20 protein-coding genes and 4 tRNA genes are annotated in these 22,345 nt (G+C 60.3%); 15 read left to right on the forward strand and 9 right to left on the reverse strand.

All coding sequences use genetic code 11. The annotated features are described in order from the left end of the window. The first annotated feature begins 3 nt into the window (after nucleotides 1–3). From MHH62_RS06700 to MHH62_RS06715, 4 genes are read left to right on the forward strand one after another with little or no spacing between them, the layout of a single operon-like run. Entirely contained in the window at nucleotides 4–924 is a 921-nt protein-coding gene (locus MHH62_RS06700; RefSeq protein ID WP_032901958.1) for a metal ABC transporter substrate-binding protein, read from the forward strand. After that, nucleotides 921–1,667, forward strand: coding sequence for a metal ABC transporter ATP-binding protein (locus MHH62_RS06705; protein WP_073454479.1), 747 nt, complete (start codon nucleotides 921–923; stop codon nucleotides 1,665–1,667). The genes MHH62_RS06700 and MHH62_RS06705 overlap by 4 nt, the downstream gene beginning before the upstream one ends. Then, nucleotides 1,664–2,563 (forward strand): metal ABC transporter permease, encoded by a 900-nt coding sequence (locus tag MHH62_RS06710; RefSeq protein ID WP_032901932.1) that lies wholly within the window; start codon nucleotides 1,664–1,666, stop codon nucleotides 2,561–2,563. The genes MHH62_RS06705 and MHH62_RS06710 overlap by 4 nt, the downstream gene beginning before the upstream one ends. Then, entirely contained in the window at nucleotides 2,563–3,516 is a 954-nt protein-coding gene (locus MHH62_RS06715; RefSeq protein ID WP_020301068.1) for a zinc ABC transporter substrate-binding protein, read from the forward strand. The genes MHH62_RS06710 and MHH62_RS06715 overlap by 1 nt, the downstream gene beginning before the upstream one ends. Before the next feature lie 146 nt (nucleotides 3,517–3,662). Here MHH62_RS06715 and MHH62_RS06720 read toward each other — a convergent pair whose 3' ends face one another. Continuing rightward, the gene (locus MHH62_RS06720; RefSeq protein WP_020301069.1) at nucleotides 3,663–4,376 is read right to left on the reverse strand and encodes a UTRA domain-containing protein; all 714 of its coding nucleotides are present in this window, start codon (nucleotides 4,374–4,376) and stop codon (nucleotides 3,663–3,665) included. 351 nt (nucleotides 4,377–4,727) lie between these two features. On the opposite strand from MHH62_RS06720, the gene MHH62_RS06725 reads away from it, so the two are divergent. The 8 genes from MHH62_RS06725 (at nucleotide 4,728) to MHH62_RS06760 (ending at nucleotide 14,420) form a co-directional block, all read left to right on the forward strand. After that, nucleotides 4,728–5,804, forward strand: a complete 1,077-nt coding sequence (locus tag MHH62_RS06725; protein WP_336827089.1) for an ABC transporter substrate-binding protein — start codon at nucleotides 4,728–4,730, stop codon at nucleotides 5,802–5,804. Between the two features lie 177 nt (nucleotides 5,805–5,981). Continuing rightward, nucleotides 5,982–6,788 (forward strand): alkaline phosphatase family protein, encoded by an 807-nt coding sequence (locus tag MHH62_RS06730; protein ID WP_014717800.1) that lies wholly within the window; start codon nucleotides 5,982–5,984, stop codon nucleotides 6,786–6,788. Next, entirely contained in the window at nucleotides 6,785–7,630 is an 846-nt protein-coding gene (locus MHH62_RS06735) for an ABC transporter permease subunit (RefSeq protein WP_032901935.1), read from the forward strand. The genes MHH62_RS06730 and MHH62_RS06735 overlap by 4 nt, the downstream gene beginning before the upstream one ends. Beyond that, the gene (locus MHH62_RS06740; protein ID WP_020301071.1) at nucleotides 7,617–8,417 is read left to right on the forward strand and encodes an ABC transporter permease; all 801 of its coding nucleotides are present in this window, start codon (nucleotides 7,617–7,619) and stop codon (nucleotides 8,415–8,417) included. Before MHH62_RS06735 ends, MHH62_RS06740 begins: the two co-directional genes overlap by 14 nt. Beyond that, nucleotides 8,414–9,403: an ABC transporter ATP-binding protein gene (locus MHH62_RS06745; RefSeq protein WP_020301072.1), complete on the forward strand. Its 990-nt coding sequence runs from the start codon at nucleotides 8,414–8,416 to the stop codon at nucleotides 9,401–9,403. Before MHH62_RS06740 ends, MHH62_RS06745 begins: the two co-directional genes overlap by 4 nt. 33 nt (nucleotides 9,404–9,436) lie before the next feature. Then, on the forward strand, nucleotides 9,437–10,090 hold the full coding sequence (locus MHH62_RS06750; protein WP_014717797.1) for an HAD family hydrolase: 654 nt from the start codon (nucleotides 9,437–9,439) through the stop codon (nucleotides 10,088–10,090). Between the two features lie 361 nt (nucleotides 10,091–10,451). After that, nucleotides 10,452–12,533, forward strand: coding sequence for a carboxy terminal-processing peptidase (locus MHH62_RS06755; RefSeq protein WP_339232722.1), 2,082 nt, complete (start codon nucleotides 10,452–10,454; stop codon nucleotides 12,531–12,533). Between the two features lie 117 nt (nucleotides 12,534–12,650). Beyond that, a complete protein-coding gene (locus MHH62_RS06760; RefSeq protein WP_020301074.1) occupies nucleotides 12,651–14,420 on the forward strand; it encodes a bifunctional diguanylate cyclase/phosphodiesterase in 1,770 nt (589 codons plus the stop codon). On the opposite strand, the gene MHH62_RS06765 is transcribed toward MHH62_RS06760, so the two are convergent. The 4 genes from MHH62_RS06765 to MHH62_RS06780 form a co-directional block, all read right to left on the reverse strand. Beyond that, complete coding sequence (locus MHH62_RS06765) at nucleotides 14,417–14,788, reverse strand: hypothetical protein (RefSeq protein ID WP_005786715.1); 372 nt, start codon at nucleotides 14,786–14,788, stop codon at nucleotides 14,417–14,419. The two genes, MHH62_RS06760 and MHH62_RS06765, sit on opposite strands and share 4 nt — an antisense overlap. Then, on the reverse strand, nucleotides 14,785–15,123 hold the full coding sequence (locus MHH62_RS06770) for a helix-turn-helix transcriptional regulator (RefSeq protein ID WP_014717794.1): 339 nt from the start codon (nucleotides 15,121–15,123) through the stop codon (nucleotides 14,785–14,787). The genes MHH62_RS06765 and MHH62_RS06770 overlap by 4 nt, the downstream gene beginning before the upstream one ends. Nucleotides 15,124–15,219: 96 nt before the next feature. Next, the gene (locus MHH62_RS06775; protein ID WP_020301075.1) at nucleotides 15,220–15,675 is read right to left on the reverse strand and encodes a YkvA family protein; all 456 of its coding nucleotides are present in this window, start codon (nucleotides 15,673–15,675) and stop codon (nucleotides 15,220–15,222) included. Between the two features lie 1,008 nt (nucleotides 15,676–16,683). After that, complete coding sequence (locus tag MHH62_RS06780) at nucleotides 16,684–17,424, reverse strand: FKBP-type peptidyl-prolyl cis-trans isomerase (protein ID WP_003190133.1); 741 nt, start codon at nucleotides 17,422–17,424, stop codon at nucleotides 16,684–16,686. Between the two features lie 247 nt (nucleotides 17,425–17,671). Between MHH62_RS06780 and MHH62_RS06785 the strand changes: the two genes are divergently transcribed. Further along, nucleotides 17,672–19,480, forward strand: a complete 1,809-nt coding sequence (locus MHH62_RS06785) for a di-heme-cytochrome C peroxidase (protein ID WP_020301076.1) — start codon at nucleotides 17,672–17,674, stop codon at nucleotides 19,478–19,480. Between the two features lie 29 nt (nucleotides 19,481–19,509). Beyond that, complete coding sequence (locus MHH62_RS06790; RefSeq protein WP_014717791.1) at nucleotides 19,510–20,643, forward strand: catalase family protein; 1,134 nt, start codon at nucleotides 19,510–19,512, stop codon at nucleotides 20,641–20,643. Between the two features lie 89 nt (nucleotides 20,644–20,732). Here MHH62_RS06790 and MHH62_RS06795 read toward each other — a convergent pair. From MHH62_RS06795 to MHH62_RS06810, 4 genes are all read right to left on the reverse strand, one after another. After that, nucleotides 20,733–20,809, reverse strand: a tRNA-Asp gene (locus MHH62_RS06795). 19 nt (nucleotides 20,810–20,828) lie between these two features. Continuing rightward, nucleotides 20,829–20,904: transfer RNA gene (locus MHH62_RS06800), tRNA-Val, on the reverse strand. A 177-nt stretch (nucleotides 20,905–21,081) separates the two neighbouring features. After that, a tRNA-Asp gene (locus MHH62_RS06805) sits at nucleotides 21,082–21,158 on the reverse strand. An 18-nt stretch (nucleotides 21,159–21,176) separates the two neighbouring features. Beyond that, nucleotides 21,177–21,252 (reverse strand) — tRNA-Val (locus MHH62_RS06810). A 159-nt stretch (nucleotides 21,253–21,411) separates the two neighbouring features. Between MHH62_RS06810 and rdgC the strand changes: the two genes are divergently transcribed. Then, nucleotides 21,412–22,332: a recombination-associated protein RdgC gene (gene rdgC, locus MHH62_RS06815; protein ID WP_005786703.1), complete on the forward strand. Its 921-nt coding sequence runs from the start codon at nucleotides 21,412–21,414 to the stop codon at nucleotides 22,330–22,332. Nucleotides 22,333–22,345 lie beyond the last annotated feature (13 nt).

Here is a 22,345-nt window from a genome sequence, read left to right on the forward strand (position 1 = left end):
CCCATGTCCATGTCATCGCCCCTGTTGCGCCTTTTACTGGTTGGCCTGTTCAGCCTGATGCTCACCCCCCTTGCCAATGCCGAGGCGGCCAAGCGCCTGCGTATCGGCATTACCTTGCACCCCTATTACAGCTACGTGGCCAATATCGTGGGCGACAAGGCCGAGGTGGTGCCGCTGATTCCCGCCGGTTTCAACCCGCACGCCTACGAGCCGCGCGCCGAAGACATCAAGCGCATCGGCACCCTGGATGTGATCGTGCTCAACGGCGTCGGCCATGACGACTTCGCCGACCGCATGATCGCCACCAGCGAGCGCCCGGACATCCCGGTGATCGAAGCCAACGCCAACGTGCCGCTGCTCGCCGCTACAGGTAACGCGGCACGCGGTGCGGGCAAGGTGGTCAACCCGCACACCTTTCTGTCGATCAGCGCGTCGATTGCCCAGGTCAATAACATTGCCCGTGAGTTGGGCAAGCTCGACCCGGACAACGCCAAAACCTACACCCAGAACGCTCGCGCCTACGGCAAGCGCTTGCGCCAGATGCGCGCCGACGCCCTGGCCAAGCTGACCAGCGCGCCCAACCCCGACCTGCGTGTCGCCACCGTACACGCGGCCTACGACTACCTGTTGCGCGAGTTTGGCCTGGAAGTCACCGCCGTGGTCGAGCCGGCCCACGGTATCGAGCCAAGCCCCAGCCAGCTGAAAAAGACCATCGATGAACTGCGTGCTCTGGATGTGAAAGTGATCTTCTCGGAGATGGATTTCCCGTCCACCTACGTCGATACCATCCAGCGTGAATCCGGGGTCAAGCTGTACCCGCTGTCGCATATTTCCTACGGCGAATACAGCGCAGAGAAGTACGAAGTGGAGATGACCGGCAACCTCAACACCGTGGTACGGGCGATTCAGGAGTCGGGAGCATGACCGCCGCGCAGCACCTGAACGCCGTCAACGTCGGCCCCACCCTGAACTTCGACCAGGTCTCGCTGACCCTGGGGCGCACCGCAATCCTCGATGGCGTGAGTTTCCAGGTACAACCGGGCAGCATCCACGCACTGGTAGGTCCCAACGGCGGCGGTAAAAGCTCGCTGATCAAGACCCTGCTGGGGCAGACGCCGCACCAGGGGCGTTTGAGCCTGGAATGGCCAACCACACCCGGCACCATCGGTTACGTGCCTCAGGCGCTGGAATTTGACCGCGGCTTGCCGATGACCGTGGACGATTTCATGGCTGCCATGTGCCAGCGTCGCCCGGCGTTTCTGGGCCTTTCCAGGCATTACGCAGCGGCGATTGGCGATGCCCTTGAGCGCGTTGGCATGCAAGACAAGCGCAAGCGCCGCATGGGCGCGTTGTCCGGCGGTGAGCGCCAGCGCGTACTGCTGGCCCAGGGGCTGATTCCGGCGCCGCAGTTGCTGGTGCTGGATGAACCGATGTCGGCCCTCGACGAGGCGGGTATCCAGGTGTTCGAACGGCTGTTGAACGACTGGCGCCTGGCCGGGATTACGGTGCTGTGGATCGAGCACGACCTGGAGGCCGTGGGCCGCCTGGCCGACCGCGTCACCGGTCTTAACCGCCGCGTGCTGTTCGACGCCACACCGAAAGAGGCGTTGACCCCGGACCGCCTGCTCACTCTGTTCTCCACCCACCCTCGGAGCCCGGCGCCATGAGTTATGAAGCCTTTCGCTTGATGGTCCAGGGCTGGGCCTCTGCCGGTTACCTGCCCGAAGCCCTGGCCTACGGGTTTGTGGTCAACGCCCTGCTCGCCGGCTTGTTGATCGGCCCGGTACTCGGCGGCCTGGGTACGCTGGTGGTGGTCAAGCGCTTTGCGTTTTTCTCCGAAGCGGTCGGCCATGCCGCGCTGACCGGCGTGGCCGTGGGCATTCTGCTGGGCGAACCCTATACCGGGCCTTATGGCAGCCTGTTTGGCTACTGCCTGCTGTTCGGCATCCTGCTCAATTACCTGCGTAACCGCACCGGCCTGGCGCCCGATACCTTGATCGGCGTGTTCCTGTCCGTGTCCCTGGCACTGGGGGCAAGCCTGCTGCTGATCCTGGCCGGCAAGATCAACGTGCACATTCTCGAGAACGTGCTGTTTGGCTCGGTGCTGACGGTCAACGGCAACGACCTGCTGGTACTGGCCATTGTCGGCTCGCTGGTGATGGCCCTGGCATTGCCGCTGTACAACCGCATCATGCTGGCCAGTTTCAACCCGCAATTGGCAGCAGTGCGCGGGGTGGCGGTGAAAAGCCTGGACTACCTGTTCGTGATCCTGGTGACCCTGATCACCGTGGCCGCGGTCAAGGTCATCGGCGCAATCCTGGTCGGTGCCTTGCTGGTGATTCCTGCCGCTGCGGCGCGCCTGTTGAGCCAGTCACTCAAAGGGTTTTTCTGGATCTCGGTGCTGATCGCCACCGTCAGCACCCTGTGCGGCATCCTGCTGCCGATCATCTTCGACCTGCCCATCCCATCCGGCGCCGCCATCATTCTGGTTGCCGGTATCGCCTTCGCCTTCGCGGCCATCGCCCGTGGCGTTGTGCCCAGCCTCAAAGGGAATCTTGGATAATGCGCCCTGTCTTTCGCCCACTGGCCCTGGCCATCGCTTGCTTGATGAGTACGTCGGCACTGGCCGTCGACGGTTTCGACGCCAAGGACTTCAAAGTCAACCAGGGCCTCGGTCACGCAGCCCTGACCAAGACCAAGCCGCCGGTCAAGGTGCTGGCGTCGCTGCCGATTACCTACGGCTTGGCCGAGGCGCTGCTCACAGGCACCAACGTAGCGCTTGAACGCGCCGCACCGGCCAATCTGCCGGGTTCGCGGCAGGTGTCCTACTTCACCGGCCGCGGTGCTGCGGCATTGAACAAGTTGGCGCTGGACGCCGACGCGGCCATCGGCCTGCGCTCGCTGTGGGCCGATGACCCGCTGTACCCCGTGGCGCGACGCAGCAATATCCGTATCGTCGAAGTCGATGCCGCACGCCCGGTGGACGGCGGCTTGCCGGGTATCGCAGTACAACCGGGGGTCACCGATGGCTTGAACAGCCAACCCTGGCAATCGAGCAACAATATGGGGCGCATGGCCGACGTGATGGCCGCCGACCTGAGCCGCCTGGCGCCGGCTGCCAAACCCAGGATCGACGCTAACCTGGCCGCGCTCAAACAGCGTTTACTCAAGCTCACCGCCGACAGCGAGGCGCGCTTGGCCAAGGCCGACAACCTGAGTGTGCTCAGCTTGAGCGATCACTTCGCGTACCTGGTCAGCAGCCTGAACCTGGAAGTGCTCAGCACCGATGCACGGCCCGACGCCGAGTGGACGCCCGAGGCGCTGCAAAAACTTAGCAGCGCGTTGAAGGACAACGCTGTGGCGGTGGTGCTGCATCACCGTCAACCCAGCGATGCAGTCAAAACCGCCGTCACTGCCGGCGGCTCCAGACTGTTGGTGTTGAATGTGGACGGCGCCGACCCGGTAACGGAGTTGGAAACCAATGTAGACCAAGTGATCAAGGCACTCACACCCTAGGCAAGCCACCGATCCGTCAGAGAAAAACTCGGTTCAATGTGGGAGCTGGCTTGCCTGCGATGCGGACGCCTCGGTTTATCAGGCGCACCGAGTCGATGCCATCGCAGGCAAGCCAGCTCCCACATGGGTTCGCGGTGCACCAGCCGCTACACCACATCCACACCCACATGAATCGCATCATGCCGCCAGAACTCCAGGTCGCAGTCGATCAGGCGTTGATGCTGGTCGTAATTGACCCGGGCGATGCGCAAGCCCGGGCTGCCTGCCGAGACGCGTAGTGCAGCGGCCGCTTCCACCGGTAGCGAGGTGGGCACAATCTCGAAACGCACCCGCCCGTAGTGCAAGTCATATTTGCTGGCATACAGCTCAGTCATCGACTGATTCAAATCGCACGCCAGGATCCCCGGAAAATACTGCGGGTTCAGATAGTGCTCCACATACAACACCAGGCGCCCGTCAATCCTGCGCCCCCGGCAAATCTGGATCACGCTCGACAACGCCGGCAACTGCAACCACGCGCACACCGCCGCCGACGCCGGTTGCAAGCGTGCTGAGATGACCTGCGTGGAAGCCTCGCGCCCCTGGTCGCTGACCATGGCGTGAAAGTGGCTGCGCTGCATCAGGTTATAGGCCAGCCGTGGCGGCGAGACGAACCATCCCCGACGCTCTTCGCGGTAGATCTGCCCTTGAGCCTCCAGTTGTAACAAGGCTTCCCGCACGGTAATCCGAGTGGTACCAAACAACTCGCTGAGCTTGCGTTCGGCGGGCAGTTTGCTGGCAGGCGGCAACAGGCCGTGGTCGATCTGCTCCTGCAGCGCCAGGCCGATGGAAGTTACCGCCTTGATTGCCTCATCACGCATCAACGTTACCTATCTGGACTAGACCAGCACCGTTCAGGTGCATAAAACGCGCTCTATCTGGGCTTTTGCTGCTGGGTGCCAGCCTAGGCACTCCAGATGACCGACAGATGACAAAGGCTGTCGACTGCGTCTTCCACACCCTGCAATACATCGGCCAAGTCCAAGGCCTGCGGGCACTTGGGCATGGTCTACGCTAAGTCAGAGCTGAACGACATCAGCGCTTCAAAAACGACATCGACATGAAACTGTCATCCAGGGGGCCTAGATTGGCTCAGGTATTGCTGACCTAGACCAAACCACCGCTAACGTTCAGATAAAACGCCGCGTTGAAAACGCCCAAAGGAGCTTCGGATGAAACAGCTTTTCCTGGCATCACTGTTAGGCTCGACCATTGTCATGTGCACCGCCGCCATGGCTGCTGATACCGATCTAAAAACCTTGGAAGCCGCCGCCAAAGCGGAAGGCGCCGTCAACAGCGTCGGCATGCCCGATGACTGGGCCAACTGGAAAGGCACCTGGGAAGACCTGGCCAAAACCTACGGCCTCAAGCACATCGACACCGACATGAGCTCGGCCCAGGAAATCGCCAAGTTCAAAGCCGAAAAGGACAACGCCAGCGCCGATATCGGTGACGTGGGCGCGGCCTTCGGCCCGATCGCGGTAAAGCAAGAAGTGACCCAGCCGTACAAACCATCCACCTGGGCACAGGTGCCGGATTGGGCGAAAGACAAGGACGGTCACTGGGCCCTGGCTTACACCGGTACCATTGCCTTTATCGTCAACAAGAAGCTGCTGCACGGCTCCGAAGTGCCCACCACCTGGGCTGACCTGCAAACCGGTAAATACAAGGTATCGGTGGGTGACGTGAGCACCGCCGCCCAGGCTTCGAACGCAGTACTCGCCGCGGCCATCGCCAACAAAGGCGACGAGAAAAACATCGCGCCGGGCCTGCAATTTTTCACCAAGATCGCCCAGCAAGGTCGCCTCTCGCTGTCCAACCCGACCATCGCTACCATGGAAAAAGGCGAAGTCGAAGTGGGCCTCGTCTGGGACTTCAACGGCCTGAGCTATAAGGCCAAGATGGCCAACCCCGATGACTACGTGGTGCTGATCCCCTCGGATGGCTCGGTGAAATCCGGCTACACCACCCTCATCAACAAATACGCCAAGCATCCGAACGCCGCCAAGCTCACCCGCGAATACATCTTCAGCGATGCCGGCCAGCTCAACCTGGCACGCGGCAATGCGCGTCCGATCCGGGCTGAAACCGACTTGAAACTGCCGGCAGACGTTGCCAAAAACCTGATCCCGGGCGAGCAGTACACCAAGGCCAACCCGCAGCCGATCAAGGATGCCGATGCGTGGGAAGCGACGTCCAAGAAGCTGCCACAGATGTGGAACGAGCAAGTCATCGTAGAAATGAAGTAATCGGTCTCTCTGATCCAAAGGCGGTCAGTGTGGGAGCTGGCTTGCCTGCGATAGCGGTCTGACATTCAACATTTGTGTCCACTGATACACCGCCATCGCAGGCAAGCCATCTCCCACATTTGATCCCATTCCACGTTGATACTGAGCCATACCCTCTGTTGCGGAGCCCCAGCCCCCATGAAGCACACTGTCATCCTTGTGGTGCTCGACGGCCTCAACTTCGAGGTTGCCCGGCACGCCATGGGGCACTTGCAGGCCTATGTCGGCGCCGGACGCGCAGCCCTCTACACACTGGAATGTGAACTGCCTGCCCTGTCCCGCCCGTTGTACGAGTGCATCCTCACCGGCGTGCCGCCGATCCAAAGCGGTGTCGTGCACAACAACGTCTCGCGCCTGTCCACCCAGCGCAGCATTTTCCATTACGCCACCGACGCCGGCTTGAGCACCGCTGCGGCGGCTTACCACTGGGTCAGCGAGTTGTATAACCGCACGCCCTTTCTCGCCGCCCGCGATCGTCATACCGACGACAAGGCGCTGGCGATCCAGCATGGGCATTTCTACTGGAATGACCACTACCCCGATTCCCACCTTTTCGCCGACGCCGAAAGCCTGCGGCTCAAGCACGCGCCAAACTTTTTGCTGGTGCACCCGATGAACATCGACGACGCCGGTCACAAGCATGGCCTCGACACCGCGCAATACCGCAACAGCGCACGCTCGGCTGACATTATCCTGGCCGACTACCTGCAAGACTGGCTCGATGCCGGCTACCAGGTACTGGTCACCGCCGACCACGGCATGAACAACGACCGCTCCCACAACGGCCTGTTGCGCGAAGAACGGGAAGTGCCACTGTTTGTCATCGGTGACGCCTTCAGCCTGGACACCGACGCTGCGCCGAAACAAACCGACCTGTGCGGCACCATCTGCGAACTGCTGGGCGTGCCCCACAACAAGCCTGTGTGCCGGGAGCTGCTCAAGTGATTGCATTGACCCGCGGCAAATGGCTGGCCCTGCTATGCCTGCTGCCCTTCGCACTGTTCTTTATCGTGTTCGAGATCGCGCCGCTGGTGTGGGTGCTGATCAGCAGCCTGCAAACCGAAGAGTCCGGCTGGAGCCTGGAAAACTTCACCCGCATCTTCACCTCGAAGTTCTACCGGCAGGCCATCCAGTTCAGCCTGGAGATCAGTTTCTACTCCAGCATCTTCGGCATCATCATCGCCACCCTGGGCAGCTACTCATTGCGCCGAGTGGATTCGCCGCTGCGCAACTTCGTCACCGCATTCGCCAACATGACCAGCAACTTCGCCGGAGTCCCCCTGGCCTTCGCGTTCATCATCCTGCTGGGGTTCAACGGCAGTATCACCCTCATGCTCAAGCAGGCCGGAATCATTGAGGACTTCAACCTGTACTCGAAAACCGGCTTGATCATCCTCTATACCTACTTCCAGATTCCCCTCGGCGTACTGCTGCTCTACCCGGCCTTCGACGCATTGCGCGAAGACTGGCGCGAGTCGGCCGCCCTGCTCGGTGCGAATGGCTGGCAGTTCTGGCGGCATATCGGCCTGCCGGTGCTCACCCCGGCGCTGCTCGGTACCTTTGTGATCCTGTTGGCCAACGCCCTCGGCGCCTATGCCACGGTCTATGCACTGACCACCGGCAACTTCAACGTACTGCCGATTCGCATTGCCGGCCTGGTCTCCGGCGATGTGTCGCTGGACCCGAACATGGCCAGCGCCCTGGCCGTGGTGCTGGTGGCGCTGATGACCGTGGTCACGGTGGTGCATCAACTGCTGCTCAAGAGGAGCTACCATGTCTCGCGCTGAAGCCGGCTCGGCCTCCCTCTACCATCGGGTAGTGGTGTACCTGTTGTTCCTGATCCTGGTGCTGCCTTTGGTAGGCACCTTTGTCTACTCGATTTCCAGCAGTTGGTCGGCAACCATCCTGCCCGCCGGCTTCAGCGTGAAATGGTATGTACAGCTGTGGAGCGACCCGCGCTTTCTGATGGCCTTCGGGCAATCGTTGCTGGTGTGCGTGGGCGCACTGATCCTTTCGGTGGTGTTGATTTTGCCGCTGCTGTTCGTGGTGCACTACCACTTTCCCAAGCTCGACGCGTTGATGAACATCCTGATCCTGCTGCCCTTTGCGGTGCCGCCGGTGGTGTCCTCGGTGGGTCTGCTGCAACTGTACGGGTCCGGGCCGCTGGCGATGGTGGGCACGCCGTGGATTTTGATCGGCTGCTACTTCACCGTCGCGCTGCCGTTCATGTACCGCGCGATCACCAACAACCTGCAAGCCATCAACCTGCGCGACCTGATGGACGCTTCGCAACTGCTCGGCGCCAGCACCTGGCAGGCCGCGATCCTGGTGGTGCTGCCCAACCTGCGCAAGGGCCTGATGGTGGCGCTGCTGCTGTCGTTCTCGTTCCTGTTCGGCGAGTTCGTGTTCGCCAACATCCTCGTCGGCACCCGGTACGAAACCCTGCAGGTGTACCTCAACAACATGCGCAACAGCAGTGGCCATTTCACCAGCGCCGTGGTGATCTCTTATTTCTTCTTTGTGCTGGTACTGACCTGGGCCGCCACTCTCTTGAACAAGGACAAAAGCCAATGAGCTTCGTCAGCGTCCAACACCTGCAAAAAAGCTACGCCGGCACCCCGGTGTTCAGCGATATCAATTGCGAGGTCGCCAAAGGCGAGTTCGTCACCCTGCTCGGCCCGTCCGGTTGCGGCAAATCCACTTTGCTGCGCTGCATCGCCGGGCTTACGCCGGTAGACAGTGGCCAGATCCTCCTGGATGGCCAGGACATCGTGCCCCTGAGCCCACAGAAACGCCAGATCGGCATGGTGTTCCAGAGCTACGCGCTGTTCCCCAACATGACCGTGGCACAGAACGTCGCCTTCGGCCTGCGCATGCAAAAGGTCAACGCCGACGACAGCAACAAGCGCGTGCAAGAAGTGCTGCAACTGGTGGAGCTCAAGGACCTGGCCGGCCGTTATCCGCACCAGATGTCCGGTGGCCAGTGCCAGCGCGTCGCCCTTGCCCGCTCCCTGGTGACCCGCCCGCGCCTGCTGCTGCTGGATGAACCGCTGTCGGCATTGGATGCACGGATTCGCAAGCACTTGCGCGAGCAGATCCGCCAGATCCAGCGCGAGCTGGGGCTGACCACGATCTTCGTGACCCATGACCAGGAAGAAGCGCTGACCATGTCCGACCGCATCTTCTTGATGAACCAGGGCAAGATCGTGCAGAGCGGTGATGCCGAAACCCTCTATACCGCGCCGGTGGATGTGTTCGCTGCCGGGTTTATCGGCAACTACAACCTGCTCGATGCCGACAAGGCCAGCCAACTGCTGCAGCGGCCGATCAGCGGGCGCATCGCGATTCGCCCCGAGGCCATCGAGTTGAGCCGCAGCGGCGAGCTCGATGCGTTGGTGCGTAGCCACAGCCTGCTGGGTAACGTGATTCGCTACCGCATCGAAGCCCGTGGCGTCGAGCTGGTGGTGGACGTGCTCAATCGTTCGGCCGACGACCTGCACCCGGATGGCCAGCGCCTGGCACTTTCCATCGACCCCAGCGCACTGTGTGAAGTAGCCTGACAGGCAGCGACCTATTGAGAGAGAGCATCACCGATGGCATTGGTAATTTTTGATCTGGACGACACCCTGATCCACGGCGACTGCGCCACGCTGTGGAGCGAACAGATGGGCCGCCTTGGCTGGGTGGACCCTGAGTCGTTCATGCGCAGGAACAACGAGCTGATGGATGCCTACAGCCAGGGCAAGCTGCGGATGGAAGATTTCATGGATTTCAGCCTGGAGCCGATGATCGGCCGTACCCCGGAAGAAATCGAGCACTTGGTGGAGCCGTGGGTCGAGGACGTCATCGAGCCGCTGATCTACAGCGACGCCACCAAGACCATCGCCCGCCACCGCGCGAATGGCGACCGGATCCTGGTGATTTCCGCTTCGGGCACTCACCTGGTCACGCCGATTGCTGCGCGTATCGGTATCGAGGAAGTGCTGGGGATTAACCTGAGCGTCAGCCATGGGGTATACGACGGCAAGACAGAGGGTGTACTGACTTACCGTGAAGGCAAGATCACGCGGTTGCTGGAATGGCTGGAGCAGGAAGGCGAAACCCTTGAAGGTGCCTATTTCTATTCGGACTCGCGCAATGATTTACCGCTGCTGCTCAAGGTGGATCACCCGCAGGTGGTGAACCCGGACCCGGTGTTGCGCGCCCATGCCGAACAGGCCGGCTGGCCGATCCACCACTGGACCTGAATCAATAGACATCAACCTGTGGGAGCTGGCTTGCCTGCGATAGCGGTGCGCCAGATGAAGAATTCTTCACTGTTGCACCGCTATCGCAGGCAAGCCAGCTCCCACACTGACTGCATTTCAATCTAGGATTCGGTCAGGCTATTGGCAATATGGACTACACCGGACGTAGGACGAGGTTGTTCTAGCCCCCCACATCACCGTCAACGCCTTGCAATGCTTTCACAGTGCCTCCATAGTGAGTCTGGACTGAGCCCGGTGCTGTAGCGCCGGGCTTTTTGCATTATGCGACCGGACCATATGGAACCGGCTCCCTCAAAGACGGCCTAATATGCGTTATCAATTGCCCCCGCGTCGAATCAGCATGAAGTATCTGTTCCCCAGCACCGCCCTCGCTTTTTTCATTGGTCTCGGCTTCGCGTCGATGTCGACCAATACGTTCGCAGCCAATAGCTGGGACAACCTTCAGCCTGATCGCGATGAGGTGATTGCCAGCCTTAACGTCGTCGAGTTGCTCAAGCGCCATCACTACAGCAAGCCGCCGCTGGACGACGCTCGCTCAGTGATCATCTACGACAGCTACCTCAAGCTGCTGGACCCCTCGCGTAGCTACTTCCTGGCCAGCGATATCGCTGAGTTCGACAAGTGGAAGACCCAATTCGACGACTTCCTCAAGAGCGGCGACCTGCAGCCCGGCTTCACCATCTACAAGCGTTACCTGGACCGCGTCAAAGCGCGTCTGGATTTCGCGTTGGGTGAGCTGAACAAAGGTATCGACAAGCTCGATTTCACACAGAAAGAAACCCTTCTGGTGGACCGCAAGGACGCTCCTTGGCTGACCAGTACCGCGGCGCTGGACGACCTGTGGCGCAAACGCGTCAAGGACGAAGTGCTGCGCTTGAAGATCGCCGGCAAAGAGCCCAAGGCCATTCAAGAACTGCTGACCAAGCGCTACAAGAACCAGCTGGCACGCCTGGATCAGACCCGTGCCGAGGATATCTTCCAGGCCTACATCAACACCTTTGCGATGTCCTACGACCCGCACACCAATTATCTGTCGCCAGATAACGCGGAAAATTTCGATATCAATATGAGTCTGTCCCTGGAAGGCATCGGTGCCGTCCTGCAAAGCGACAATGACCAGGTGAAGATCGTACGTTTGGTGCCGGCAGGCCCTGCTGACAAAACCAAGCAAGTGGCACCGGCCGACAAGATCATCGGCGTGGCCCAGGCCGACAAAGAGATGGTCGATGTGGTCGGCTGGCGCCTGGACGAAGTGGTCAAGCTGATCCGTGGGCCTAAAGGCAGCGTGGTGCGCCTGGAAGTGATTCCGCACACCAATGCACCGAACGACCAGACCAGCAAGATCGTGTCCATCACCCGTGAAGCGGTGAAGCTCGAAGACCAGGCCGTGCAGAAGAAAGTCCTCAACCTCAAGCAGGATGGCAAGGACTACAAGCTGGGCGTGATCGAGATCCCGGCCTTCTATCTGGACTTCAAGGCGTTCCGTGCCGGTGATCCGGACTACAAGTCCACCACCCGCGACGTGAAGAAAATCCTGACAGAACTGCAGAAAGAGAAAGTCGACGGCGTGGTCATCGACCTGCGCAACAACGGCGGCGGCTCCCTGCAGGAAGCCACCGAGCTGACCAGCCTGTTTATCGACAAGGGCCCGACCGTGTTGGTACGCAACGCTGACGGCCGTGTCGACGTGCTCGAAGACGAGAACCCAGGGGCCTTCTACAAAGGGCCGATGGCGCTGCTGGTCAACCGCCTCTCGGCCTCGGCCTCGGAGATTTTCGCCGGCGCCATGCAGGACTACCACCGTGCATTGATCATCGGCGGCCAGACCTTCGGCAAGGGCACCGTGCAGACCATCCAGCCGCTGAATCATGGCGAGCTTAAACTGACACTGGCCAAGTTCTACCGGGTATCCGGGCAGAGCACCCAGCATCAAGGCGTACTGCCGGATATCGATTTCCCGTCGATCATCGACACCAAGGAAATCGGCGAAAGCGCCCTGCCTGAAGCCATGCCGTGGGACACCATCCGCCCTGCGATCAAGCCGGCGTCGGATCCGTTCAAGCCCTTCCTGGCGCAGTTGAAGGCTGATCATGACACCCGCTCCGCCAAGGATGCCGAGTTCGTGTTTATCCGCGACAAGCTGGCCCTGGCCAAGAAGCTGATGGAAGAGAAGACCGTCAGCCTCAACGAAGCGGATCGCCGTGCACAGCATTCCAGCATCGAGAATCAGCAACTGGTACTGGAAAACACCCGCCGCAAGGCCAAGGGTGAAGACCCGCTCAAAGAGCTGAAGAAAGAAGATGAAGACGCGCTGCCGACCGAGGCGGATAAAACCAAGCCGGAAGACGACGCTTACTTGGCCGAGACTGGCCGGATCCTGCTGGATTACCTGAAAATCACCAAGCAGGTGGCCAAGCAGTAAATGATGGCGATTTAATGTGATCGCTCCTCGGAGTGTCATCATATAGACATCATTCTGTCGTGAAATAAAAGGACCGCAGGTTTACGCCTGCGGTCCTTTTTTTTGATCGAGACCGCCATGACCATGACCGAACAGCTGAATGCATTGGGCTCAATCCTGGCTCAAGGCAGTTTGCACAGCCTGTTCCAACCGATCATCTGCCTGTCGGAGCGGCGCATCCTCGGTTATGAAGCCCTCAGTCGTGGCCCGTCCAACAGCCCGCTGCACTCCCCCGTTGCGCTGTTCTCGGTGGCCAGCCATGCCGGGCGCCTGAGCGAACTGGACATGGCGTGTCGAGAGAGTGCGTGCCGGCGCTTCAGCGAGCAGAAACTGCCCGGCAAGCTGTTCCTCAATATCTCGCCGGAATCCTTGATGGAGCACGCACATCAGCCAGGGCGCACCCTGCAACTGTTGCGCGACTTCGGTATTTCTCCCAGCCAAGTGGTGATCGAGCTCACCGAGCAAGCGCCCACCGACGATTTCGCGCTGTTGCAAACTGCCTTGCACCACTACCGCGACATGGGTTTTGCCATCGCACTGGATGACTTGGGCGCCGGTTATTCCAGTTTGCGGTTGTGGTCGGAACTGCGCCCGGACTACGTGAAGATCGACCGGCACTTTATCGACGGCATTCACCAGGACGCCCTCAAGCGCGAGTTTGTCGGCTCGATCCTGCAGATCGCCAGGGCATCCCGCGCCCAAGTGATTGCCGAGGGCATCGAACTGCCAGAAGAACTGGCGGTGTTGACCGAGATGGGCGTCGACCTGGTCCAGGGCTACCTGCTCTGCCGCCCTCAGGAAAAGCCGCCACAGGAAGCGCGCCTGATGCTGCCCAAGCCGGATAGCGCCACGCTGGCCCTCAATGACGAAGGCAGTGACCTGAGCGCACTGCTCAATGAGCAACCCGCCGTGGATCAAGACACCGCCACCGCCCAAGTGCTGGAATCGTTCCGCCGCCAGGCCAACCTCAACTCGCTGGCGGTGTTAGACGGCCGTGGTTGCCCGGTCGGCATTGTGCACCGGCACTCGTTGTCGGACGCGTTGCTCAAGCCGTTCGCGACCGATCTGTTTGCACGTAAACCCATCAGTCGCTTGATGAGCGATGATTTTTTGGCGGTGGAACTGAGCCAGTCCTTGCAACAGGTCAGCCGCTTATTGACCAGCCGCGCGCGGCAACGCATCGAAGAGGATTTCATCATCACCCTGAACGGTGATTACCTGGGGCTGGGTCGGGTCATTGACGTGCTCAAGTTGATCACGGAGCTGAAAATCCAGCAGGCCCGCTACGCCAACCCGTTGACCTTGTTGCCTGGCAATGTGCCGATCCAGCAATGCCTCACCCGGCTGCTGCAGCAACAGCGCGAGTCGGTGATCTGCTATGTGGATATCGACAGTTTCAAACCGTTCAACGACATCTACGGCTACGGGCGCGGGGATGAAGTGCTGCTGTGCCTGGCGCAGTGCCTCAACGACCGGGTAGACCCCAGCCGCGACTTTGTCGGGCACATTGGCGGCGATGACTTTCTGCTGGTGCTGGGCCCGCAGGACTGGCGCAAGCGGCTCAACCAACTGCTGGACGATTTCCACACCCAATGCCGACGCTTCTACCGCGCTGAACACCTTGAGGCTGGGTGCTTCGTGGCCCTCAATCGCCAGGGCGCGCGCCAGGAGTTTGCGTTGCTGTCGCTGTCCATCGGTGTAGTGCATTTGTATCCTCAGGCCTGCGCACAACTCGATGCCAGCCAGTTGGCAGAGCTGGCTTCACAAGCCAAGCACCATGCCAAGGATGTTGCGGGCTACAGCATCCACGTGATCGACAGCATGGACACCTGCGCCCAGGCGCTTTAGGCCTCGGCGGATTCCGGGTACTCGTACTCGAACACCCGCACCACTTCGGATGCATGCCAGGACGCGGCGGCCACACCATCGGAAGGCCCGCTGAACCGCCCCAGGCGCTCAACACACTCAAAAAAACCGGTGCGCGGCAGGCGGCTGGCACCCTGGCTGATCACCAGGGAACTGCGCAGCGGTTGCTCCGCCTTGGCATCCAGTGCCGCCAGGTGCTCCAGGGCCGCAGCCAGGGTCTGCATGGCCGGCGTCGGGAATTGCAGGCGCTCAAGCAGCGCACGGTAGGTGAGCAAATGGCGCTGGCGCCGCGCCTGATCCAGTTCGTTGAGCAACCCATCCCAGTGTTGACGACTAATACGTAAGCTCAAGACTCATCCCTCCAACCTGCAACGCCCAATTCCCAGGCCAGGCTGCGGCGAATGGCGGCATCCGGCTGGCGTTCACCACTTTCTATCAATCCAAGATACGAAGGGCTGATGCCCACGGTACGCGCCAGGGCCTCGATTGCCAGGCCCTTGGCCTCACGCAGGCCGCGCAGGGCTGCAAGCGGACGCAGGTCCTGCTCGATAGCGGTGGGTGCAACAGAAGGAGAAGCGCGTGTTGGTTGCAATTGACCGGCAGCTTTTAGCAGCGCCTGGTACTGGTCCCATGGCAACACCGCGTATTCGGGTGCGCCATCGCGTGAAATGATCTGGATATCCATGACTGCCCCGTAGGATAAAAACACTTACTAAGTAAGTTATTTCCTTAGGAGTGTAATCCTAACAGCCACAAAGGTCGCAGGGGATACCGGGCAACATTAGTTTTTTTGCGGGTTTTCCCGGGCCAGCAGCTCAGGCGTCGCTGGCAGGCGCTCAACCACCGCAAGTTTTTCCGGGCGCTGCCCATCGCGCCAGGCACGAAACGCGCTCAGTTCGCCGCTCAGGGTCTTCATGACCCATGCCAGCACGGCGATGTCATCGAGCATGCCGAACATAGGGAGGAAGTCCGGAATGGCATCAATCGGGCTGAGAAAGTACATCAGCCCCGCTACCACCGAAATCAGCGCCTTGGGGCTGATAGCACGGTATTCGCCACGCCAGTAAGCCAGGCAAAGGGCCTGAAGCAATTTGAGATCGTCCTTGAGCTGGCCGAGTCGATTGCCTTGGCTTGAACCTTTGGCAGCGACGGCAAACAGCAAGGTTGGCAAACGCCCCCGACCGAGCAAGCGTGCGGCCATAGGCAGGAAACGGGTGAAATTGAACGGTGGTTTCATAGGGCACTCCAGTTCCAGGCGACATAAAAGGTTATCCACACAAATTGTGGATAACCTTGTGAACAGAGCCTGTTTTATCGGCTGAAAGCCACGGACTACAAGGCCTACAGTCAGATCGGGCGTTTTTTGCGCACATAAAAAAAACCCAAGAATTCATTGACTTGGCATGTATGTGCGGCTACCCGTGCTCGAGTCTTATATCAGACTGTGTCCGGTTGCAGACGTTCGTTTGGATTTGCAGAGGCTTCAACGTAGGGGCTGGCTGGCGTGCGATAGCCATAGACATCTACACGACCCGGTACGACGTGGCAGCCTGCCAGCCGATGCCTATCTCCCAGACACCCCCGGCTCCAAATGTGGGAGCTGGCTTGCCTGCGATTGCCTTAGGCATCAACACAACTTTACAGGCTGTAGCAGCCAACGCTAACCACGATGCGAAGCGAGCCGCTCTTGATCTTGATCTGCTTTTGATCTTAGGCGCCCCGTTAAACCACGCTGGCCGGAATTCGACAGGGATTTGGGGGGTAAACCGGCAGGGATGCCGGTTTAGCCGCCCCGCGCCATGGATGGCGCGTGGCGGCGGCCCCCAAATCACTGGCGGATTACGGGCACACCGAGCCTAGGCGAGGTGCCGAGTGGTGGGGCAAGAGCGTTTTGCTTACTTTGCCGCTCTTGCAAAGTGAGCCGCCGTCAGGGCGGAACCCTATGTGGCCGTTACCGCAGCAATGGATATGTACACAATCCAACTATGTTGACTGCCAGGCCGCCTTCGCGAGCAAGCCCGCTCCCACAGGTTGATCGTGGTGTGTCAGTTAGTAGGTGTAGGCTGGCAGGCCGTCATCGCAGGCAAGCCAGCTCCCACATTTGGAGTGCTGAGCGTCTGGCGGTCATCACAGCGATGCGGCAACCCGACAAGCCAGCGCCCACAGAAGATTTTTGCATCCTTTGATACACACCCGAAAACAACAACGCCCCGTCGAGACGGGGCGTTGTGTGTTCAGGCGCCGATTACTTCTTGGCGGCTGGTGCAGCAGGTGCGTCAGCCGCTTCTGCCTTGGCTGGATCCTTGATGGCCAGCAGTTCCAGGTCGAATACCAGCACCGAGTTGGCCGGGATCGCCGGGCTCGGGCTCTGGGCGCCGTAGGCCAGGTCGGACGGGATGTACAGCTCGACCTTCTCGCCAACGTGCATCAGTTGCAGGCCTTCGACCCAACCCGGGATCACGCCGCTGACCGGCAGGTCGATCGGGCTACCGCGATCTACGGAGCTGTCAAAGGTAGTGCCGTTGGTGAGCTTGCCGGTGTAGTGAACAGTCACCACGTCGGTCGGCTTAGGCTGGGCGCCGTCGGCCTTCTTCACGATCTTGTACTGCAGGCCGGAAGCGGTGGTGACAACACCGTCTTTCTTGGCGTTGTCTTCGAGGAATTTCTTGCCAGCGGCTGCCGACTCTTCGCTCATTTTGGTCATGCGCTCTTCAGCACGCTTTTGCAGTGCGGCAAACGCTTCAACCAGCTCATCGTCCTTGAGCTTCTGCTCTTTCTTGCCGACGGCATCTTCGATGCCCTGGGCAACAGCTTTGGAGTCCAGGTCGTCCATGCCTTCTTGGGCAAGGCTCTTGCCCATGTTCAGGCCGATGCCGTAGGAAGCTTTCTGCGCCGGGGTTTTCAGCTCTACGCTGGTCTGCGAATCACAACCCGCAAGTACCAGGCTAACCAGGGCCACCGCCGCCGCCAACCGATGCTGTTTCATGCTATTTCCTTGTTCATGCGCCATAAGGGCATTCGAATAAAGTCGCGAGCTTATCAGGCGGCCACGACCAATGGCTACCGGCATGTGAGCAGGAAACTTCTGATAAGTTCACGTGTTTAAAAGCATTTCCATTTATCATGGGGCCCCGCGACGGATCGCGGAACCGCCTGATAGCGGGCCAATTGCTACTTGCCGCACCTGTGGCGCAGTGGCATAACAACGCGACAATTCGACAAGGATAGTTATCTTGCGCATTTTTTCCCGTGTTTTACTCCTGATACTGATCGCACTGGGCCTGATTCTGGCCGTGGTGCTCTACTACACCCTCAACCCCAAGCTGCCGGACTACGTGCCAGTAAAGCAGGTGCACTACCAGGAGCAATGGAGTGCCGACGACCGCCAGACCTACTACTTCACGCCCCAGGGCACCCAAGTAAAAGGCCTGCACTACGACTGGTTCACCGCCCTGGAACTGCCGTTTTCCGAGCAACGCTTTGCCGCGCCGGAGTACCTGGCGCGCTTTGGCTTCCTGGTCGACCCCAAGCAGACGCCCACCGCGCAAAACCCTGGCAACCTGCCAGTAGGGTTCGCCCGGCACCAGAACGCCGACAGCAGGGCTCAGTACCTGGATATCACCTGTGCGGCCTGCCACACCGGCGAATTGCACTACAAGGGCCAGGCCCTGCGCATCGACGGTGGCTCGGCGCAACACGTACTGCCCTCCAGCGTTCCCACGTTGCGCGGTGGCAGTTTCGGCCAGGCCCTGGTCGCGAGCCTGGCCGCTACCTATTACAACCCATGGAAGTTTGAGCGCTTTGCTCACAAGGTGCTGGGGGATCAGTACGATACCCAGCGCGATCAACTGCGCAAGGACTTCAAGCAATCGCTGAACCAGTTCCTCAAAGTCGCCTGGAATGACACCCACCGTGGCCTTTACCCCACCGAAGAAGGTCCGGGCCGTACTGACGCCTTTGGACGCATCGCCAACGCCAGTTTTGGCGACGCCATTTCCCCCGACAATTATCGCGTCGCCAATGCGCCGGTTGACTACCCGCAGCTGTGGGATATCTGGACCTTCGACTGGGTGCAGTGGAATGGCTCGGCACAGCAGCCCATGGCGCGCAACATCGGCGAAGCCCTTGGCGTAGGCGCGACTCTGGCGTTCTTCGACGCAGCCGGGCAACCGCTCAAGGGCGATGCCCGCTACCCATCCAGCGTACGGGTGCGCGACCTGCACCTGATCGAAGAAACCCTGCAACGGCTCAAGCCGCCGACCTGGCCGCAAGACTTGTTCGGTGCCATCGACAAACCCCTCGCCGCCCAGGGCCGCGCACTCTTTGCCGAGAACTGCGCCGGCTGCCACCTGCCCACCGTTACCGAAGAAAACGGCCGACCGGTGCAGCAGTTGAAAATGCTGCCGGTGGACTACATCGGCACCGACCCCGGCACAGCCAACAACATTGCCGACCAACGCTATGACCTCAGCGCGCTGCAATGGGACCCGGCCGAACTGGCCCGGCTCAATGTCGAACTGCACCCCACCCCCACCGCGCCGCTGGACCTGAAAAAAATGTCGGTGGCCCAAGGCCTGGCCTATGTCACCGCCTTCGTCGAAGAGCATGCCTACCGTGCGGCGGGCGTGACCCCGGCCGAGCGCCCGGGCCTGGACGGGTTCGGCCTGCCCATCGGCGTACGCGAGTTGCGTGCCTACAAGGCGCGGCCACTGGCAGGCGTATGGGCCACCCCACCGTTCCTGCACAACGGTTCGGTGCCGACGATCTACCAACTGCTCTCGCCCCAGGACGAACGCAGCACCACTTTCTATAAAGGCACCTTCAACTACGACCCGCGTCACCTGGGGTTTGAGACCACCGCCTTCAAGAACGCCTTCCTGTTCGATACCAGAGTCACCGGCAACCACAACAGCGGCCACGAATTCCGTGCCGGCGAACGTGGCAATGGCGTTATCGGCCGTGGCCTGCTGCCGCAGGAACGCTGGGCGCTGCTCGAATACCTCAAAGTGCTGGGCGGCCCGCTGGAGCAACAACTGCCATGATTATCCGATCGCAAAACAAGGACCGCTCCATGCTTGCTCGTCTCTGGCTGCGCCTTGGCGCCTTTGTGGGCAAAACCCTGCTGTGGCTGCTGGGCCTGGGCCTGCTGGGCTGGGTGTTGGCCACGGCCTGGTTCGCCTGGCAGCACAGGGGCCCGGTGTCGGTGAAGGAACAGATCCCGCCGGGTGAGGCGGCGATGACCCAAGGCATCATCCAGACCGCCGTGCGCATCGTTGACCAGCATCGCGAAGGCACTCGCTACCTGCGTGATGCCCATGCCAAGGCCCATGGGTGCGTGAAAGCCGAGGTCAGCGTTCTGGCGGATCTCGACCCGGCCTTGCGCCAGGGTGTGTTCGCCGAGCCGGGCAAGACCTGGCAGGCGACGATGCGCCTGTCCAACGGCAACGCCTACCCGCAATTCGATAGCATCCGCGATGCCCGCGGCTTGGCGATCAAGCTGTTGGATGTGCCGGGCAAGCAACTGATGGCCGACCAGCAAGCGCGCACCGAGCAGGATTTCGTGATGTTCAGCCATCCGAACTTCTTTGTCAGCGATGTCGCGGAATACGCGCAGAACATCGGTGCGCAAGCGGATGGCAAGAAGGTCCTGGCGTTCTTTCCCAAGCTCGATCCGCGCAGCTGGCAAGTGCGTCACTTGTTTATCGCCCTGGCAACCCTGGCGCCCGCCCCGGCCAGCCCGACGCAGACGACTTACTTTTCAGTGTCGCCTTATAAGTTTGGCGCGGCCAACGCCAAGTTTCGCGTGGCGCCCGACCCGCAAAGCTGCCCGGATTATGTGTTGCCCAAACAGAACCAGGACCTGCCCAACTTCCTGCGCAGCGCGCTCAACCAGCAACTGTCCACCGACCGCGTAGACGCGTGTTTTGTGCTGCAGATCCAGCGGCAAAACCCGCAGGCCTTCATGCCCATCGAAGACACCAGCATCGAGTGGAAGGAAAGCGACGCGCCGTATGAAACGGTGGCCAAGGTCAGGATTCCCGCCCAGGACTTCGACACGCCGGCGCAGAACCTGGCGTGCGATAACCAGTCGTTCAACCCCTGGTTCGGTTTGGAAGCGCACCGCCCCATCGGCGGGATCAACCGACTACGCAAAGCGGTGTACGAAGCCGTGAGCGATTACCGCCACAGCCGCAACGCGCCGTAAGGTGCGTTAAATCGCAGGCGAAAAAAAACCCGCTCAATGAGCGGGTTTCTTATGGCTACCTGGCGTTCAGCGTTCCAGGTGACCGAATATGGCGCAGCGGACGGGACTCGAACCCGCGACCCCCGGCGTGACAGGCCGGTATTCTAACCGACTGAACTACCGCTGCGCGTAACACTTGAAGCGAATGGTGGGTGATGACGGGATCGAACCGCCGACCCTCTGCTTGTAAGGCAGATGCTCTCCCAGCTGAGCTAATCACCCTTCGTTTCGGTGTGGGCGCATCATACACCAAAAAATCGTAATGTCTTGATTTAAATGCAATTTATTTAAAAAAAGTTTAGCGCACGATTTTTTGCCATATTTCGGACAGAAAAAAGCCCGCTCGATGAGCGGGCTTTCTTTGGCTACCTGGCGTTCAGCGTTCCAGGTGACCGAATATGGCGCAGCGGACGGGACTCGAACCCGCGACCCCCGGCGTGACAGGCCGGTATTCTAACCGACTGAACTACCGCTGCGCGTAACACTGAAGCGAATGGTGGGTGATGACGGGATCGAACCGCCGACCCTCTGCTTGTAAGGCAGATGCTCTCCCAGCTGAGCTAATCACCCTTCGTTTCGGTGTGGCGCGCATTCTACGGAGCGACCCTAAGTCTGGCAAGCACTTTCTTAAATCTTTTTTTTCAGCCCTTCCAATGGCTTAGGCAGGGTTGGCCTGCGGCGTGATCAAGAGAATAATGCCCCCCTTTGTATAGAGGAGAGACTCACCCCATGTGGTTCAAGAACCTGCTTATCTATCGCCTGACCCAAGATCTGCCTGTTGATGCCGAGGCGTTGGAAGCGGCCATGGCCACCAAGCTGGCGCGCCCTTGTGCAAGCCAGGAGTTGACCACTTACGGTTTCGTCGCACCTTTCGGTAAAGGTGAAGATGCTCCCCTGGTTCACGTCAGTGGAGATTTCCTGCTGATCGCCGCCCGCAAGGAAGAACGCATCCTGCCGGGCAGCGTGGTGCGTGATGCACTTAAAGAGAAAGTCGAAGAGATCGAAGCCGAGCAGATGCGCAAGGTCTACAAGAAGGAGCGCGACCAGATCAAGGATGAAATCATCCAGGCCTTCCTGCCGCGTGCCTTTATCCGTCGCTCGTCGACCTTCGCTGCAATCGCGCCGAAACAGGGCCTGATCCTGGTCAACTCGGCCAGCCCCAAGCGTGCCGAAGACCTGCTGTCGACCCTGCGTGAAGTGATCGGCACCCTGCCCGTCCGCCCTCTGACGGTAAAAACCGCACCAACTGCAATCATGACTGACTGGGTCACCACCCAGAAACCGGCTGATGACTTCTTCGTCCTCGACGAATGCGAACTGCGCGACACCCACGAAGACGGCGGCATCGTGCGCTGCAAACGCCAGGACCTGACCGGCGAAGAGATCCAGCTGCACCTGACCACCGGCAAGGTCGTGACCCAACTGTCCCTGGCGTGGCAGGACAAGCTGTCCTTCATGCTCGATGACAAGATGACCGTCAAGCGCCTGAAGTTCGAAGACCTGCTGCAAGACCAGGCGGAACAGGACGGCGGCGACGAAGCCCTGGGCCAACTGGATGCCAGCTTTACCTTGATGATGCTGACCTTCGGCGATTTCCTGCCGGCGCTGGTCGAGGCACTGGGCGGCGAAGAGACACCACAGGGCATCTAAGCAACACCGATCC

It is taken from the genome of Pseudomonas sp. FSL L8-0168 (assembly GCF_037976155.1).
Classification (GTDB): domain Bacteria; phylum Pseudomonadota; class Gammaproteobacteria; order Pseudomonadales; family Pseudomonadaceae; genus Aquipseudomonas; species Aquipseudomonas paracarnis.